This is a genomic window from Pantanalinema rosaneae CENA516 (genome assembly GCF_050753385.1).
GTDB lineage: Bacteria > Cyanobacteriota > Cyanobacteriia > Leptolyngbyales > Leptolyngbyaceae > Pantanalinema > Pantanalinema rosaneae.
In genome coordinates, this window is the sequence record NZ_JBLZFZ010000009.1 from 1 (window position 1) to 16,949 (window position 16,949).

General features: G+C 47.9%; 16 protein-coding genes. 3 read left to right on the forward strand and 13 right to left on the reverse strand.

From position 1 onward, the window contains the following. The 3 genes from ACN4EK_RS06735 to ACN4EK_RS06745 all read right to left on the reverse strand — a co-directional run. On the reverse strand, positions 1–912 hold a 912-nt coding region (locus tag ACN4EK_RS06735; protein WP_431656904.1), incomplete at its 3' end, for a soluble NSF attachment family protein. 14 nt (positions 913–926) lie between these two features. Continuing rightward, entirely contained in the window at positions 927–2,231 is a 1,305-nt protein-coding gene (locus ACN4EK_RS06740) for a P-loop NTPase fold protein (protein WP_431656906.1), read from the reverse strand. A gap of 74 nt (positions 2,232–2,305) precedes the next feature. Beyond that, the gene (locus tag ACN4EK_RS06745; protein WP_431656908.1) at positions 2,306–2,692 is read right to left on the reverse strand and encodes a hypothetical protein; all 387 of its coding nucleotides are present in this window, start codon (positions 2,690–2,692) and stop codon (positions 2,306–2,308) included. Between the two features lie 425 nt (positions 2,693–3,117). On the opposite strand from ACN4EK_RS06745, the gene modA reads away from it, so the two are divergent. Then, positions 3,118–3,906, forward strand: coding sequence for a molybdate ABC transporter substrate-binding protein (modA, locus tag ACN4EK_RS06750; protein ID WP_431656910.1), 789 nt, complete (start codon positions 3,118–3,120; stop codon positions 3,904–3,906). Positions 3,907–3,964: 58 nt separating this feature from the next. Then, positions 3,965–5,827 carry a molybdate ABC transporter permease subunit gene (modB, locus tag ACN4EK_RS06755; RefSeq protein WP_431656912.1) on the forward strand — a complete coding sequence of 621 codons (1,863 nt, stop codon included), beginning with the start codon at positions 3,965–3,967 and terminating at the stop codon, positions 5,825–5,827. 18 nt (positions 5,828–5,845) lie between these two features. Here modB and ACN4EK_RS06760 read toward each other — a convergent pair whose 3' ends face one another. The 3 genes from ACN4EK_RS06760 to ACN4EK_RS06770 are packed head-to-tail and all read right to left on the reverse strand — an operon-like array spanning position 5,846 to position 7,439. Continuing rightward, positions 5,846–6,274 (reverse strand): ArsC/Spx/MgsR family protein, encoded by a 429-nt coding sequence (locus tag ACN4EK_RS06760; protein ID WP_431656914.1) that lies wholly within the window; start codon positions 6,272–6,274, stop codon positions 5,846–5,848. 20 nt (positions 6,275–6,294) lie between these two features. After that, a complete protein-coding gene (locus ACN4EK_RS06765; RefSeq protein ID WP_431656916.1) occupies positions 6,295–6,915 on the reverse strand; it encodes a cysteine dioxygenase family protein in 621 nt (206 codons plus the stop codon). Positions 6,916–6,950: 35 nt separating this feature from the next. Continuing rightward, positions 6,951–7,439 carry a hypothetical protein gene (locus ACN4EK_RS06770; RefSeq protein ID WP_431656918.1) on the reverse strand — a complete coding sequence of 163 codons (489 nt, stop codon included), beginning with the start codon at positions 7,437–7,439 and terminating at the stop codon, positions 6,951–6,953. A 965-nt stretch (positions 7,440–8,404) separates the two neighbouring features. On the opposite strand from ACN4EK_RS06770, the gene ACN4EK_RS06775 reads away from it, so the two are divergent. After that, complete coding sequence (locus ACN4EK_RS06775; protein WP_431656920.1) at positions 8,405–10,036, forward strand: helix-turn-helix domain-containing protein; 1,632 nt, start codon at positions 8,405–8,407, stop codon at positions 10,034–10,036. A gap of 4 nt (positions 10,037–10,040) precedes the next feature. Here ACN4EK_RS06775 and ACN4EK_RS06780 read toward each other — a convergent pair whose 3' ends face one another. The 7 genes from ACN4EK_RS06780 to nifH all read right to left on the reverse strand — a co-directional run bounded on the left by ACN4EK_RS06780 (position 10,041) and on the right by nifH (position 16,864). Continuing rightward, positions 10,041–10,679: a (2Fe-2S) ferredoxin domain-containing protein gene (locus ACN4EK_RS06780; protein WP_431656922.1), complete on the reverse strand. Its 639-nt coding sequence runs from the start codon at positions 10,677–10,679 to the stop codon at positions 10,041–10,043. A gap of 200 nt (positions 10,680–10,879) precedes the next feature. Beyond that, positions 10,880–11,083, reverse strand: a complete 204-nt coding sequence (nifT, locus tag ACN4EK_RS06785) for a putative nitrogen fixation protein NifT (RefSeq protein ID WP_431656924.1) — start codon at positions 11,081–11,083, stop codon at positions 10,880–10,882. Positions 11,084–11,132: 49 nt separating this feature from the next. Then, a complete protein-coding gene (locus ACN4EK_RS06790; RefSeq protein WP_431656926.1) occupies positions 11,133–11,399 on the reverse strand; it encodes a nitrogen fixation protein NifZ in 267 nt (88 codons plus the stop codon). Further along, complete coding sequence (gene nifV, locus ACN4EK_RS06795) at positions 11,389–12,519, reverse strand: homocitrate synthase (RefSeq protein WP_431656928.1); 1,131 nt, start codon at positions 12,517–12,519, stop codon at positions 11,389–11,391. Before nifV ends, ACN4EK_RS06790 begins: the two co-directional genes overlap by 11 nt. A 131-nt stretch (positions 12,520–12,650) precedes the next feature. Continuing rightward, positions 12,651–14,189, reverse strand: a complete 1,539-nt coding sequence (gene nifK / locus ACN4EK_RS06800) for a nitrogenase molybdenum-iron protein subunit beta (RefSeq protein WP_431656930.1) — start codon at positions 14,187–14,189, stop codon at positions 12,651–12,653. 172 nt (positions 14,190–14,361) lie between these two features. After that, complete coding sequence (gene nifD, locus ACN4EK_RS06805) at positions 14,362–15,873, reverse strand: nitrogenase molybdenum-iron protein alpha chain (protein ID WP_431656932.1); 1,512 nt, start codon at positions 15,871–15,873, stop codon at positions 14,362–14,364. A 94-nt stretch (positions 15,874–15,967) separates the two neighbouring features. Further along, positions 15,968–16,864, reverse strand: coding sequence for a nitrogenase iron protein (gene nifH, locus ACN4EK_RS06810; RefSeq protein WP_431656934.1), 897 nt, complete (start codon positions 16,862–16,864; stop codon positions 15,968–15,970). Positions 16,865–16,949 lie beyond the last annotated feature (85 nt).

Consider the following 16,949-nt stretch of genomic DNA (forward strand, 5'->3'; position numbering starts at 1 on the left):
TAAGGTGTTGGCTTCGCCCAGCCGATCCCCCACGTCGCGATAAAGCCCCAGCGCCTCGTTATAAGCATCCGCAGCTTGTTTGACATTGTCTTTTAATTCAAAGTAAAGATTACCTAATTGGTACCAACTATTTGCTAAGTCTGCTTGTTGTCCCAGGTCTATCTGCAACTGAATCGCTCGCTTAAAGGCTTGAATCGCAAATTGTCGATCTTTTCCACTCTTAACTCGTCGGGCGTATGCCTCACCTAATTGCTCAAACAGGTCGGCTAACTGCGATCGATCTGCATCCGGCTGTTGTTCTAACGCTTCAATCTGATGCAGCAAGTTTTCTAAAGTACCATTTAGCTCGGTTTGATGAGGTGACTGTATGGTTTGAGGCGAGTTGCGATCGGGTGAGCGCAGGTCTTCTGGTTGTAGCCCAAACCAAAACACTCCACCGCGCCAACTCCAAAAGTCTGGCGATCGCTCGGCTAATTGAGTTAACACCTGCTTCGTCATCCAGATCACCACCGGAAACGAAAACTGCCGAAATGCTTCCCGTGTCCATTGTAGGTAGCCAAAAAACCGCTCCTGTTGCGACTGCGCCTCGCCCAACCGCACCGAAATTAAACTATCAATCCCCTGGACTGTCACTACCGCCGCATTCCCTACCTGAAGTGTAGGCTCCTGCTCTACCAACCGTTCTAATGCCAGCCGTAAACTGGGGTCTTGCCATTGCACAAACACTCGGAACGGTTGCACCCCCTGCTCCCGCAACTCTTGCTCATACTGTTGAATCATCTCCGCTTGCAAATTGCGGTCATTGCAGACCGCAATCAGCAAATCGAGTTTGCCCTGGCTGGCTTCCAGCGCCACCATCAGACGGTTATAGTGATACCGATTGTCGGCTTCGCGATCGGGGACGGCTACCATGACGCTTTCCCTGGTTATGCGGTTATTGCAGTCAACAAATTCCGCCGTCGTAATAACTCCACCACCACCGGATGCACGTCATACCACAGATCATCATTGCGGTACTCCAAAATATATAGCCCATGCAATAAGACTAAAAACTCCTGATCCGTAATCTCCGTCGGTTCTGCCTGATGATAGGTGGTTGCCAAAATCTCATACCGACTCTCGCCTAGTGATGCCGCGAAATCATTGCGAATATCCCTCAACGCCAGTTGCAACACCTCCTGGTTAATCTTCACATCGGTTTGAGTCGGATCACTCCGCAGTTGCAACAAACACTGAGAGCAACACCCTCTAGCAATTCGCACCAGTTCCCGAATTACCCCACCACTCTGCAACACCATTTCCCGCGCTGTCTCTGGTTCAATCAACTCCGTGGGAATCCGTTTCGCCAACACCTGAAGAAATACTTGCATCTTTGTTTCCGCCGGAGTCGCTGCCGGATCATGCCGTGACGCTTTGGTAAAAAACTTTGCCACCTCCATTTGCTGAATGGGTGTCCCCGATGCCGTCTGCAAAATTGTCCGCAACTCAATATCCCGAATTACTGCGATCGGAATCGTAAAGACAATCCGAATCTGGGGTCGGAACAGAGCATTAATATTGTTTTGGTAGATCTCCTCTACCAGTTGCCAATCCAGCTTATCCAGGTCATCAATGATCACCAGCACCTCTCGCTTTGTGACCTCCTGAATGCTACGGGCAATCTCATCAATTTTCTGCACCAGATCATTAATCCGCCGTTCATAGGTATGTTTAATCTCTTCCCTAAACGTCGATTCTGACTGTAGCTTTGCCGTAATCAGCTTCAAAATATCGCCACCCACGCCAAACTGCGATTTCAGATCTTGGGTAACACTTTCCGTTCGGGTCGTAATCAGCCACTTGAGAATCGTTTCCTTCGTTTTCTCTGGGATCGCCACCTGCATCCGGGTCGCTTTACTCAACAGTTGCACCGCGATCGCATACAGGATATTGACATGATCCACGGCTGACATCTCAACCATATCAGCGATCGAAAACAGCACGACAAAATAATTCAAATCTTGCATCTGCCGAGCTAGTTTTGCCAACAGCGTAGACTTGCCACATCCCCGGTGTCCAGCAAACACAATCTTGCCATCCGTCGGCGCATCATCGATCACCTGCTCTAACCGCGCCAGCGTATCGCCGCCATACTCCACCCGAAACCGCTTGATTTCCTCGGCTGAAAATAGCGGAAACAGATCTAAATCTCGGTACGCCTTCCGGAAGATCTCTAGCAGTGGCTTATTCATACAGCATTACAACAGGCTAATCTCCATCATCATACTGAGATCTGCCAGGTTACGACCGAGACGCTATAGATCCCTTAGCCAAACGATTCGGCTAACGCGGCTTTCGATCGCGCCACAGACAGCCGCACTCGCTCGATCTGCGACTCATACGCGGCTTGTTGTTGCGGGGAGCCACCACTGGGATACGCTCGCAAAATTTGTTCGTAATAGCGAAAAATCTGAAACGCATAACTCGCGATCGCCACTTGCTCCTGAGACAGCGAGCGAATGCGATCGACTAAATCGCTACAGGTGGCAGAATGGGGCAACAGAAACACATCGGCATACAACGGTGGCAACGGCTGCGATCGGGTTTTTAACTCATCCAATAGTTCGATCGCTGCCTCGGATAACTCCCCATCAAAATCAGCCAGAGAATTTAGTAGCGCTAATAGCAAGGATTTGGCACGTTTCTGCTTCAAGGTTCGATCGCCCAATGGGTTGCGACTGCTTCAAAATTCTAGCAAGACCCACACCAGGAAGTTTAGGTTAAATCACTGCTCAGGCGATTTCTAGAAAACAAAAGACCTGTAAGGGCAGGTTTGGCAGATCGCTTGACGGATACAACAAACAACTGGGGGATCTTTTCTTCCCAAAATCGCCTTAGATCAGCGATCGTGCCAGTGCCCTACAGATACTAATGCCGTAACTCTATTACCAACTTTATTGGTGTGGCATAGGTTACAAATTCTCTGAAAGGATTCTATTATCATGCAGCAGGTTGGTATTGAGTCTATACAATGACCGCTTTGACTAAAACTGTTACCAATTTAGTTGGGCAGGTCGGCTAAGGTTGGTATGGTTTTGCCAGCTCTCATCTCAAGCGCCTTGCTCTAAGGATAATTCTATGCAACGTAAACAGGTTCTGTTATTTTTGAGTGTCGCATTCATGAGTTTCTTTCTGGCACTGGGGTGGCGCTTTGTCAATCCTGAACCCGCTCAGGCTCGTACCAACCTGTTAATATCGGCAGCGGCTAGCTTGAAGGATGTGATGGCAGACATTAAACCGCTCTACCAGAAAGCCCATGCGGATGTGAACCTCACCTTTAACTTTGGGGCATCGGGAGCGCTACTTCAGCAGATCGAACAGGGTGCCCCGACCGATGTCTTCATCTCGGCAGCGAAGCGACAAATGGATACGTTGGAGCAAAAAGGAGGATTGGTGACTGGTACGCGTACCAATCTGGCGAATAACAGGCTAGTTGTGGTGGTTCCCCAGGGGTCTAGAGCCGTGACCAGTTTTGCGAGTTTGAAGCAACCGGAAATTAAGCGAATTGCGATCGGGGAGCCGCGCAGTGTACCCGCCGGTCAGTATGCTGAACAGGTGTTGCAAAAGCTCAAGCTATGGAACGAGGTCAAACCAAAACTCGTTTATGCGAATAACGTGCGGCAGGTGTTAGCGGCAGTAGAAAGTGGCAATGCGGATGTAGGAATGATTTACCTGACCGATGCCAAGATTTCTAACAAAGTGAACATTGCGGTGACTGCTGATGATGCCTACCACTCGCCGATCGTGTATCCAATGGCAGTGCTGAAAAGTAGCAAAAACATTGATCAGGCTAAGGCATTTGTCAAATACCTGTCTGGAAGCGAAGCCAAAGGGGTATTGCGTCAGTATGGCTTTATTGTCAAATAACCTTGGCGCTTCCCTTCTTAGTCCCCGATAGAGTTGATGTCGATAACTCAATCGTGCCATGAATGACCCATTTGCAGTGCCACTCGATCTGTCTCCTCTGTGGATCTCGCTCAAAGTTTCCCTACTCGCCACTGTCTTAACCTTTTTTGCCGGAGTTGCCGCTGCCTACTGGATGTTGAACTATCAGGGGCGAGGCAAATCCTTGCTGGAAGGGATCTTCGTCTCACCGCTGATCCTGCCGCCAACCGTGGTGGGGTTTCTGTTACTGTTGTTGTTTGGCAAACATGGTCCTGCGGGTCAAATGCTGATGTCCTTTGACTTCAGTGTGGTATTTACCTGGTATGGAGCCGTGATTACGGCAATGGTGGTGTCCTTTCCGCTGATGTATCGCACTGCCCTGGGTGCCTTTGAACAGGTGGATCAAAACTTGTTAGCGGTGGCACGGACATTAGGTGCGTCTGAGTGGACGGTGTTTCGCCGCGTCATGTTGCCTTTGGCGTTACCGGGAGTATTGGCGGGAATGGTGCTGGCGTTTGCTCGGGCTTTAGGTGAATTTGGGGCAACGCTAATGCTGGCAGGGAATATTCCCGGACAGACCCAGACAATTCCAATGGCGATCTACTTTGCGGTCGAAGCGGGAGCCATGAACGAAGCCTGGTTCTGGGCAGTCGTGATTATCCTAATGTCCCTATCGGGGATCTTTGCAGTCAATTTCTGGCAGGAGCAACGGCAAAAGCGTCGATCGCGCCACGGTAGTGTAGTGAGACAGACTACTGCCATGACGCAACGTAACGCTGTCCTTGCTCCAACCAGCACTTTTCCCGCTCCCCGGAGACCTGCTGATAGCGGCTCAGGGTTAACCGTGAATCTGAGCAAACGTCTGGCGACCTTTGACTTAGAGTTAGCCTTTGATGTTGCCGAATCGACGTTGGGCATATTGGGGGGATCGGGAGCGGGGAAAAGCATGTTACTGCGCTGCCTTGCTGGTATGGAGGCTCCTACTCGGGGGCAAATTGTCTTGAATGGGCGGGTGCTGTTTGATGCCAAACGCGGCATTAATGTGCCCAGTCGCGATCGGCGGATTGGCTTTCTGGTGCAGAATTATGCGCTATTTCCCAACATGACCGTGGCAAAAAATATTGCCTTTGGTTTACCGAGAACCCTTTCAGCCGGTGAAGTTCGGCAACGGGTAGAAGCCCAACTCGAAGCAATGCAATTGCAGGGATACGGCGATCGCTATCCCAACCAGCTTTCCGGTGGGCAGCAGCAACGGGTGGCACTTGCCCGGGCACTTGCCAGCGACCCCGAAGTGTTATTACTGGATGAACCATTTTCAGCCCTGGATACCCATTTGCGGAGCCAGATGGAACAGGAAATGATTGCCCGACTCCGTGACTTTAAGGGAATCAGTTTATTTGTCACCCATAACTTGGAAGAAGCCTATCGGGTCTGTCAGAACTTACTGGTGCTGGACAAGGGACAGGTGATGGCATCGGGTTCTAAATATGAAGTATTTGAACATCCCGGTGTGCTGGGAGTCGCAAAATTGACGGGATGCAAAAACTTTTCCCAGGCGGAGGCAATCACGGAACAGGAAATCCTGGCGATCGATTGGGGCGTGACCTTGCAAGTGATTGAACCTTTCCCCGATCGGCTTGACTATGTTGGTATTCGCGCCCATCAAATCCGCTTTACCAGAAACCCTCACCAACCGAACACCTTTCCTTGCTGGCTTGTTGCCACCAGTGAAACACCGCATCGGATGACAGTATTTCTCAAATTTAATACCCAACCAACTCATGCCCAGGACTATCATCTGCAAGCAGAAGTGTTTAAAGAGAAGTGGGAAACGTTGAAGCAAAATCCACTCCCTTGGTATGTTCAACTGGATTCACTCCGGCTAATCTTATTGAAAGCTTAGGATCGTGGAATCAGTAAATTAGGACTGACGAGGACAGCTTTGTAAATCCTGCTTTTGCAGCGATTCTACAGTCTCTTTTTGGGTCGCATCTAATGGCTGTAACCCAATCCAGGTATTGATTTCAACTTGGTCAAACCCAACCGCGTAGCGATCGGCAACTCGCAGTAAGGGGCGGCGAATTAGCAAGGGATATTGAACCATCAAAGCCAATGCAGCCGCCTCATCTAGGCTTTTGGGCACGACCTCACCCGACTTAATCATTGGAGCAGTGTGATTAAACCATGCGGTGACTGGCAGGTCGCCAAAGAAGGGTCGGAGGCTCTCTGCTGTCCAGATTTCAGTCAGCAGATTATGGATTTTTAGCTGATGTCCGGCAGCTTGCAAGAGCATCTTTTGCTTGGTGTTGTTAATACAACCTGGCTTTTCGTAGAAAATGACTGTTGCCATAGAGTGGAGACAAGATAGGTTTAGAACTGTTTAGCGGTGTGGGTCGCTGGCTCAAACTCAAACCGCGATCGGGGTTGAGTGTCGCCATAGAGATGAAATGTAATGACGGGGGTATCACCAACGGCTGTGATTTGATGAATGGCTTGAGGGGTGAAACTGATAATTTCTCCAGCCGTGACAACTTTAGTGCCTACAGGTTGAATTCGATCAGGAAATTCTGAATTAGGAGTACGTTGCCAGAAGGTGTGTTGTTCCTCTCCTTTGAGGACGGCGACTACTCCCCAAGTCCCGTGGTTATGAATGGGTGAGGTAACTCCCGGAGCAAAGGTAACGGTTTGAACTGTCAGGGGATAACCAATTTCGTCATACAACGGCAGGATCGCAAATCCTAATTTGGGATCAGCCTCTAAATATTGAGTCTGGAGCCAGTAGGAATTGGTCATCAGTTGCCGGACTTTCATCCGAATTTGGGGCAGAAAATCCCATTCTTCGGTTTCGTGGGTTGCCTGGTCTAACAGATCAACAATTTCGGTCAAGAAGCGATGGAAGTAGTAATGCTCCCGGATTAAGTCCCATTCCCGAGCCGAGGGCCGAACCTCACAACTACCATCATCATTGACTAACCAATCTTTTCCATTCATAACAGTTCCAAAATTCAATGATGTTGATTTAGACATTACTCATCGTCCTCTTCCGGCGATCGTGTCAATACATCCAATACGGTAGATGCACCAAATTCTTTGCGATCGTCAATCTCACTCACTCTAGCGGTAATGACTGTTGCGGCTTCTATATTGCCTAGGCGAGCTAACACCAGTCCAGAAGCCGCGTAGGCACTGAGGTATAACCGAATATTTGGTTCTTCTTTTCGGCAAATCAAGATTGGTTTGAGTTGTTCCCACTCGGTTGGTAGTTGTTCGACTATTTGTACCTGTTCCAGCACTTGATGTGCCATCTGAAGTGCCATTGAATTGTTATTTTTATAAAAAAAGTAGCGATAGGCAGCCACTAAAACATTGAGATCTGTTTGAGTTTGGGCGATCGCCTGACGCATTAAAGCTTCAGAACTAGCCGTATCTTCCCAGGCAGCGGCTGCCGCTTGCAATAAGCGTTTAGTTTCTGCGGGTACTTGATACCAGGATAGGGTACTCTCGTCAGTTGTCATGGTGGTAATCAAGAGAAGATGGGATGATCAGAGTAAGGCAAGGCTGTAATTGAGAAAACAAGTAAGTCTGCTGGGATAGTAGAACCTGTTAATGGATCTAAACCAAACCACAGGCAATAATTAGAACTGATCATTAAATTATCAGATCAGCAATATCAATTCTAGAAAGATATTAAACTAATTTGTGAGTGGTTCAGCTTAAAAAAATTTGAGTTCTATTACGCAACTCTACTCAACTATTTCGGCTGCATCTGATCTACTAAGCCTGATCTGTTCATATTTCAAAAATTTTTGGTTGATCACAACTTAACAAGCTCAGTCAGTCCTGATAATCACCTGAAAACAAAAATTTTTGACAATTATTCTACTGACAAACTGGGATTTCTGGGCACGATCGCATAGCCTAATTGAGAAAATTTCCAGAGGTAAAACGGTTTGACTCTATTGGACAAAGCGAAGGAAAATGCTCTGAAGCCAGAGTCTTAGAGGAATCTAGAAAATAAACTGTAACTAAAATTACAAATTACTAATATTAGAACGTTTATAGATAACATTTCTGCCCGTTTCGTAGTTGATTCAAGGAACATTACTTCTACTGACAGAGGCGAAAAGTAATTGATGAAACGGTTAGGTTTTGCAAAACCGTAGCAAAAACAACTAAATTTTCTTGCTTGAATCAAGATCAATCTGAACCGCTTGTGGGGTAGGCGTGTTAAAATTTGTTTCGTAGAGTTAAGTCCTATTTAAACGCTCAAATTGAACATAATTGTTCGTATTTTTTAATTAGAAAAAATACCTATATCGATCGTGAATAGTTCGGTAACGACTCAAGCATATCCGTTATTTCTCGTACCTCAGGTGCGTTTTAGGCTTGGCATGGTCTACAACGCTCTGAGAGATGAGAGATTGACTCATCGGCGATTTAGGTTGGCTACACTTAACCTTGGACTCCCTGTGAAATCCCTATGGCTTATAAGATTCCTGATGATTGTGTGGGATGTGATAACTGTCGTCCACAATGCCCAACGAATGCGATTTGCGTCGATGATGGCAACTTTTGGATTAACCCAGTGTTGTGCAACAACTGTGAGGGCTTTTTCCCAGAACCACAGTGTTTAGTTCATTGTCCGGTGGGGGCTCCCGTCCCCTTTCAGGCTAAGAAGGGGAGAACAAAGTTAGTTGAGGCGCGACCGACCACTAGCCTGGATCTGTTCTCCAATGGGAAAACGAGTCCATTTGCCTCTGCGATCGCCATTTGGGAGATGTGTAATCTGTTAGCCCAGCGTCGATCGTTGTCCTGGAAAGAAGATGAGGATGGCAAACTCGCCTATCACCGAACGGTGAATCAGGGCAAGGGATCGATTACATTACGCATTACCAACTCACTGGATCCGGATCATCCCGTTGCATTACCAAAACCACAGGCTGAAACGGTTTTACAAGCCTTAGATATTCGAGCCTCTTGTTTACATTTAATTTATGCGGCTCATGCAGCAGCCTTAGAAAAACCTTGGGAGGAAGAATTTGTCATTAGTGACCAGCAGATTGAAGAATATCTAGGATTGGACAAACGGAAGGATTTAACTAAACCAGCAAAACTAACTTTAATTAAAGCCCTAGCTCAACAACCCTGTTTGATTACAATTTCAATGAATTGGGCACAGCAAGGACGAATCCCAGCGTTTTGTTTAGAAGAAAATCGTTTGTGGCATTTGTTAGAAACACACCATCATTTTCAGGAAGATGAATTAGGCTGTAAGCATTTGGTAGGGTTAACGTTTCGGATTCGACCTGGAACTTGGGCAAAATACTTTCTGAACCAACAACGTTCTAAAGAAAAGTCGGCGTTATATCAATATGGCAATTTACCAAAATCGCTGTTGACTACGGTCATGAGTATTTGGCAGCAACATGAAGGGGCTGTCCGTATGATGTTGTGGCTGTTGTTTAAAGCTCGAATTGGCAATGAACAGCGGGTGACAGTACCCACGTTGATGCGAATTGCCTATGGTGAAGCCCGAATTATGCATGTCGCTTCTCAACGGGATGAGCGCAAACGCTTGATGCGGACGTTTGAAAGTGATCTTGCTGTGCTGAGTAATTACGGGTTGAAACCTGTGTTTGATCCCATGACGTATCCGGCAGAAATTCAACCACTCTGGGCAAAGTTGCAAGACATTCCGGACGATGCGGAGGCAGCACTAGAATTTTGGATGAATGATGCCAATAATGACACCCGCTTAACGGATGCTGGACCACGCGGTAAATGGAATTTGCTCATGAATGCCCGCATCTTATATTTTGAGTTGCCAGATGATTGGAATCAACCATTAGCCCGGAAAAAACAGCGATCGCCCGGTTCTGGTAATAAACCAATTAGTCCCCGATCAACCCGAAAGAAACTCAAAATTAATTCGTTACCGACATTATCGGGTGAACAGGTTGTGTTAGCCAGAAAAGAACGGGGTTGGAGCCAACGGCAATTGGCGGAACGGACTGGTAAAAGTCAAAGCTGGATTCGAGATATTGAGAATGGGCGATTCCAGGCTAAGTTAGAAGATCAAGTCCTGCTACGAAAGGTGTTAGAACTTGAATAATGGCTTACTTCAGCATTTCTAGTAACTCCACGATCGCTTCTGGTTTCATCCCACTTAACCGTTGCTTACCCGGCATCAACATAATATTGGGAGCCATGGAACATTTACCTAAACATCCGGTGGCTTCAATCATGACAAGATGCTGAATCCCGCGATCGTGTAACAAGGTTTCGAGTCTTTGATGTTGTTTATTGCCACCTCGTTTTTGACAACCTGACTTCTGACAAATCAACAACTTTGCTTTTGGTTTTGACGAGGATTTAGTAGAGGGTTTAGAAGCATTTCTAGGAACCGCTAAATCTACTTCTGAAGTCATCTCGCTAGTAAACTGATCTTTACAAGCTAGAGAACAACTTTGATTGAGTTTGATTACGTCATGGGCTTTGAGCTTGATGTTACTGTGACGATCGAGCTTTTGTTCTCCGGTAATTTGAATTCGATCCCACGGGCGTAGAATTAACTCTAAACTTTGCTGCTGTTGCTGAAATAGTGAGGCACGGGCAGCCTTAGATAGCTTAATTTGAACCTCATCATTAGCCACAATCAGGCGCAGGTATTTAATTTTGCCTGCTTCTGCAACAAAGGTGAGAAATTCCCCTTCAAGTTGGAAGGATGATTGGCGATCGTAACGAGAATTGCTCATAACACCACACCAAATCAGGGACAAGAATGATAGAGGATGGTTTGCAAACACTGTTTAAGTTTAATCGGCGATTGTAAGCCACCCCCCTTCGGGAAGCAAGCTACACCCTAGCCCTCTCCCCTAGAAGAGGGAACAAGAACTGGATCGACTCCCTTCTCCTCTGGGAGAAGGGTTGGGGATGAGGGCAAAGGTCAACTAGCCTAAGCCACTCGTCGAGCTTCCACAGTTTTCGGTAACTTAATTGGTTCTTCTAAATCTGTAAATACCAACTGCCAATCATTAGCTAAGGTCATCAATCTACCTTCTGCCGTATCTTCTTGTTTCACTACTTCTTCTTCTAAATCTTTCTTGGCTACATAGACAACTAAATGTCCTAAAGAATTCTGGCGTAACATGACTTTCATACGGGTTAGTTCCTCAAACAATGGACGTAATTGACAACGGGTACTATAACTATTCGGAAATTTCTGCTGACTCTAACTCCTTGCCACGGCAACCCACGATGTAGCCTGTGGTCATAAAATGGACGGCATAAATGTACGAGGCTTGCAGAAATGTGCCAATACTGACGACATATCCTACATCCCCTTTTTTGGCTAATGTCTCACCAATTTCTTTACCGGGAAATGTACCATCATTGCGAATTAATTTCCGCGATCGCACTTTTTCTCCGATGTCAAAAACAGGTGGATCATCGAGTTCAACTTCACTAGATTGCATGGCTCAATCTCCGCTCTTCCACTAACGTTAATAGTTCGTCTACTGTTAAATTCCGTTTCATCTCGGTCGATCGTTGGCGGACAGCATCTAACACAACCTGGGCTTCTTGCTGTCCTAAGGTAATGCCGTGTTGTTGCAGCATCGCAATCACTAAGTGTCGTCCTGAATGTTTACCAGCTACTAACCGCCGTTGTAAACCGACTTCTTCGGGTGCAAAGGGTTCGTAGGTGGTGGGGTTTTTCAACACTCCAGCGGCATGAATGCCGGACTCATGGGCAAAGGCATTATCTCCGACGATCGCTTTCCAGGGGGGCATGCCACACCCGGAGGCTTGAATGACTAAACGCGATAATTCTAGAAACCGTTGGGTGGCGATCCCCACCTTGATGCCGTAGATCTGCTTCAGTCCCATTACCACTTCTTCCAAAGCCGCGTTACCTGCCCGTTCCCCTAAACCGTTGACGGTGGTGTTCACGGACGTTGCTCCAGCTTTGACTCCAGCTAGAGCATTGGCAGTGGCTAAACCCAAATCATTGTGGGTGTGCATTTCAATGGGAATTGACACCGACTCCACTAACTTCCGGACTTTTTGGTAGGTGCTGAAGGGATCAAGGATGCCAACGGTGTCACAGAAGCGAAACTGGGACGCGCCCCATTCCTGGGCATAGCCGACGACATCTAACAAAAAGGATTCGTCAGCGCGGGAAGAATCCTCGCCCCCGACTGCTACATATAACCCCCGATCGCAGGCATAGCTGATGGTGTTACGTAACCGCTCCAGCATGGTTTGGCATTGCCCTTGAAACTTGGTTTCAATTTGAATGGTAGACACGGGAACGGAGATATGAACACGCTTCAGACCGCAGGAGAGTGAGGCAGAAATATCAGAAATTACAGCTCGATTCCAACCCAGCAATTGGGCTTTTAGTCCCAAATTGTTGATTGTGGCGATCGCGCGAGTTTCTGCCTCTCCCATTGCCGGAATGCCAACTTCCAGTTCTTGTACGCCCATCGCATCCAGCAATTGAGCGATCGCGACTTTTTCCTCTAAAGTAAAGGCGACTCCTGCCGCCTGTTCGCCATCCCGTAGGGTTGTGTCGTTGATTTGAATTGGATTCATTGTCAATGCCTCACCTGCACAACCACAACAATTAACGAAGTTCTTGGAAGAGCGATGTTTAATTCGCGTTAACTAGATTGGTAATTGGTAATGGTCGAAATGAATCAACCATTACCAATTTTTTCAAGTGATTAGCGAATCAGGTCGTAGGAGATGTCTGTCTTCGCTGGAACGATCGTGTTGCGATCCAACTCATCCAGAATCGTGTTGACAATCCAGTTGAGTAGATTGATCGTGCCACTGTAGCCGTAGGTAGCATAACGGTGCAGGTGATGGCGATCGAAGATGGGATAGCCAATCCGCACGATCGGGGTGTGGGTGTCCCGCCAGAGGTACTTGCCGTAGGAGTTCCCGATGAAGAAGTCTACCGGCTCGGTAAATAGTAAGGAGCGCATGTGCCAGAGATCCTTACCGCCGTAGATCACGGTATTTTGACCAAAGGGACTGGAATCGAGCAATGCCCGTAGTTCCGATTCAAACACATCATTACTATTGCTAACAACAATGTGAACGGGTTCCGCACCCACTTCTAACAGGAATTGCACCAAGCCAATCACTAAATCGGGATCGCCGTACATGGATACCCGCTTGCCATGTAGCCATGCCTGGGAATCGGTGAGGGCATCAACTGCACGACCCCGCTCATCTTCCAACTCCTTGGGAATCGGCTTACCAGTCAGGGCAGACAGCTTCATCAAGAACTCATCCGTACCGCGAATGCCAACGGGACGAGCTACATAGGTCGGTTGCTGCCAATCCTTTTGGATGTACTCCCGAGTTTTGGTGGTGGAGTAAGCCTGGAAGGCGATCGTGGCTTCAGCATTGATCGAGTCCGCCGCCGCTTCTAGCGGAGTACCACCCGGGTACATGTTGTATTCCCCAGTATTGGGTGAATCGAGGTACTCGGAGTTGTCGGCTAACAGGGTGTAATCAACGCCCATGACATTAGCAATCCGCTTGATCTCCCGCAGGTTGCCAATGTAGGTTTCAAATCCAGGGATAAAGTTGATTTTGCCGTTCTTCGTTTCGGTTTTCTTGCCCGCTGTCAGATTCGTCAGAATCCCTTTCATCATGTTGTCGTACCCCGTGATATGGGAACCGACAAAGCTAGGCGTATGAGCGTAGGGAACTGGGAAATCTTCTGGGATGGAACCCTTTTCTTTCGAGGTCTTGATGAAGGCTTGTAGATCATCCCCAATCACTTCTGCCATGCAAGTTGTACACATGGCAATCATTTTGGGTTTATAGAGATTGTAGGAGGTGGCTAAGCCATCAATCATATTGTTCAAGCCCCCAAACACCGCCGCGTCCTCAGTCATAGAGGAGGAAACGGCTGAGAAGGGTTCTTTGAAGTGGCGAGTGAAATGAGAGCGGAAGTAAGCGACACAACCTTGAGAACCATGTACGAAGGGTAGTGTGCCTTCAAAGCCAACAGCGGCGAGAATGGCTCCAAGCGGTTGACAGGCTTTAGCGGGGTTAACGGTCAACGCTTCTCTAGCAAAGTTCTTTTCCCGATAGTCCCAAGTTTTTGTCCAGTCCGCAATCCGTTGGACTTCCTCCGGATCATGCCCGCCTTCAAATTCTTTTTTGGCCTGAAATAATTCCTGATATTCGTCCTGGTGGAATAGTTCCGCGTGGTCTTTAATGTTGTCGATATTGTTCTGAGCCATGATGAGTCTCCAAGTATGAGTGAGATGAAGAGGAGTGAGGCAGCGAGGCAGGTGGGGAGGGTGAGGGAGTGGGGGAAGATGAGGGGGGTGGGGAAGGTAAGGAGGGTGAGAGAGGATATATCTTGTCTTCCCTATCTCCCCATCTTCCCAATCTCCTCATCCCCTAGCCCAGTTATGCCGTTGCCTCAGCTTGCTTCCAGGGAGCACCAATCAGGCTCCAGGTTGGGCTGTTGAGTGCGAGATCCATGTCACGGGCGAAGATCGCGAATCCGTCGTAACCGTGGTAGGGACCGGAGTAATCCCAGGAGTGCATTTGCCGGAAAGGCAGTGCCATCTTCTGGAAAACATATTTCTCTTTAATCCCAGAGGCAATCAGATCGGGTTTTAGTTGTTTGACAAACTCCTCAAACTCATAGGCAGAAACGTCATCGTAGATCAGTGTGCCGTTTTCTACATAGTGAGTGGTACGTTTGTAGTCGTCGTTATGTCCAAACTCGTAGCCTGTACCAATCAGTTGCATGCCTAGATCGTAGAAGGCGGGAACAACGTGACGGGGACGTAAACCACCTACCATCAGAGCAACGGTTTTGCCTTCCAGCCGAGGACGATATTTTTCGATCACGGCTTGGGTTTGGGCTTCATACTTGGCGATCACTTCTTCCGCTTTTTGCTGAATCGTGGCATCAAATTTGGCAGCAATTTCGCGCAGGGATTCAGCAATTTTGGTCGGCCCGAAGAAGTTGTATTCTAACCAGGGGATACCATAGGCTTCTTCCATGTGACGGCTGATGTAGTTCATGGAGCGATAGCAGTGAACTAGATTCAGTTTCACGGAAGGAGTGTTGATCATTTCATGCAGTGTGCCATCCCCTGACCACTGTGCTACAACCCGCAAGCCAATTTCTTCCAGCAGAATCCGGCTAGACCAGGCATCTCCCCCAATGTTGTAGTCTCCAATGATGGCGACATCGTAGGGAGTGCCTTCAGGAACATTACCTTCTTTCTTGGCTTTGTCGTATTGGGGGAATACCCAATCGCGAACAGCGTCGTTGGCAATGTGGTGACCTAGTGATTGGGACACACCCCGGAACCCTTCGCAACGAACGGGTACAACGGTTTTGCCAATTTCTTTAGCGGACTTTTTAGCAACCGCTTCGATGTCATCCCCAATTAGACCGATCGGGCATTCTGATTGAATCGAAACACCGCGATTTAAGGGGAACAGTTCTTCTAATTCAGTGATGAGCTTGGCAAGTTTTTTGTCACCACCAAACACAATGTCACGCTCCTGGAAGTCAGAGGTGAATTGCATTGTCCCAAAGGTGTCAATTCCAGTGGTGCCGATGTAGTAATTACGGCGACCAGACCAGGAGTAATAACCACAACCAACGGGACCGTGACTAATGTGGATCATGTCCTTAATCGGACCCCAAACCACCCCTTTAGACCCGGCATAAGCGCAACCACGGGTAGTCATGGAGCCAGGAAGCGACTTGATGTTAGATTTAACACCACAGTCTGATTTACCTGCTTCATAGACATTTAAGTGTTTTTCCCGCTTTTTCTTGGCTTTATCGGGATATGCTTCCAGAACTTCTTTGATCAGTTCTTTAGTGTCGGCAACGGATGTGGTCTGATTAACGGTAGTCGCTTCTTCTAATGTAGCGGATTCGGGAGGTGTCATGTTTTGCCTCTCTGAGTGAGTAGGGAATGGGCGGATGGAGAGAAAGGGAAAGGAGGGGATGGGTAAGTAAGATGCTCCATCCCCTGCGAATTAACTAGGCGATACTAGCCGGAGCTTTAGTACCTTCCTTGATCGCTCTTTCGTACTCTTCTTCACCACCCAGGATGCCGAATTCAACTAACAGATCTTCCAGTTCATCCATCGAAATTGGTGTCGGGACGCAAAGGTTCTTGTTGTCGATAATCTTCTTCGCCAAGGTGCGGTACTCTTCAGCCTGTTGGCTATCGGGCGCATACTCAATCACTGTCATCCGGCGCAGTTCAGCGTGTTGAACGATGTTGTCGCGAGGAACGAAGTGTAACAACTGAGTGTTCAGGCGCTTCGCCAGCGTTTCGATCAGTTCAAGTTCCCGATCGACCTTTCTGGAGTTACAAATCAAACCACCTAAACGGACACCGCCGGAGTGGGCATACTTCAGAACCCCCCGAGCAATGTTGTTAGCGGCATACATTGCCATCATTTCACCAGAGGTGACAATGTAGATTTCCTGGGCTTTGCCTTCCCGAATTGGCATGGCGAAACCACCGCAAACTACGTCGCCCAATACGTCGTAGGATACAAAGTCGAGGTCTTCATAAGCGCCATTTTCTTCCAGGAAGTTGATGGCAGTGATGATACCGCGTCCAGCACAACCGACACCGGGTTCAGGACCACCGGATTCAACGCAACGGACATCGCGATAACCAGTCAGCAGCACTTCTTCAAGTTCTACATCTTCCACAGCACCGCGTTCAGCTGCGAGGTGAAGAACGGTGGTTTGAGCTTTACTGTGCAGCATCAGACGGGTGGAGTCTGCTTTCGGGTCACAACCAACGATCATGACGCGCTGACCCAGTTCTGCCATACCAGCGATCGTGTTCTGTGAAGTTGTGGACTTACCGATACCACCTTTGCCGTAGAACGCAATCTGTCTAATTTGTTCGTCAGTCATGGAACTTGTCTCCTTAATGGATAGTTTTAGAAGGGTCGGGCATGTAGGGGTGGGTGTGATAGCCTTCCCGATAGTTTGCGATACC

Coding starts and splice junctions, on each gene's coding strand:
- ACN4EK_RS06740 (WP_431656906.1), bottom strand. CDS start 2,231: ATGAATAAGCCACTGCTAGAGATCTTCCGGAAGGCGTACCGAGATTTA.
- modA (WP_431656910.1), top strand. CDS start 3,118: ATGCAACGTAAACAGGTTCTGTTATTTTTGAGTGTCGCATTCATGAGT.
- modB (WP_431656912.1), top strand. CDS start 3,965: ATGAATGACCCATTTGCAGTGCCACTCGATCTGTCTCCTCTGTGGATC.
- ACN4EK_RS06760 (WP_431656914.1), bottom strand. CDS start 6,274: ATGGCAACAGTCATTTTCTACGAAAAGCCAGGTTGTATTAACAACACC.
- ACN4EK_RS06765 (WP_431656916.1), bottom strand. CDS start 6,915: ATGAATGGAAAAGATTGGTTAGTCAATGATGATGGTAGTTGTGAGGTT.
- ACN4EK_RS06770 (WP_431656918.1), bottom strand. CDS start 7,439: ATGACAACTGACGAGAGTACCCTATCCTGGTATCAAGTACCCGCAGAA.
- ACN4EK_RS06775 (WP_431656920.1), top strand. CDS start 8,405: ATGGCTTATAAGATTCCTGATGATTGTGTGGGATGTGATAACTGTCGT.
- ACN4EK_RS06780 (WP_431656922.1), bottom strand. CDS start 10,679: ATGAGCAATTCTCGTTACGATCGCCAATCATCCTTCCAACTTGAAGGG.
- nifT (WP_431656924.1), bottom strand. CDS start 11,083: ATGAAAGTCATGTTACGCCAGAATTCTTTAGGACATTTAGTTGTCTAT.
- ACN4EK_RS06790 (WP_431656926.1), bottom strand. CDS start 11,399: ATGCAATCTAGTGAAGTTGAACTCGATGATCCACCTGTTTTTGACATC.
- nifV (WP_431656928.1), bottom strand. CDS start 12,519: ATGAATCCAATTCAAATCAACGACACAACCCTACGGGATGGCGAACAG.
- nifK (WP_431656930.1), bottom strand. CDS start 14,189: ATGGCTCAGAACAATATCGACAACATTAAAGACCACGCGGAACTATTC.
- nifD (WP_431656932.1), bottom strand. CDS start 15,873: ATGACACCTCCCGAATCCGCTACATTAGAAGAAGCGACTACCGTTAAT.
- nifH (WP_431656934.1), bottom strand. CDS start 16,864: ATGACTGACGAACAAATTAGACAGATTGCGTTCTACGGCAAAGGTGGT.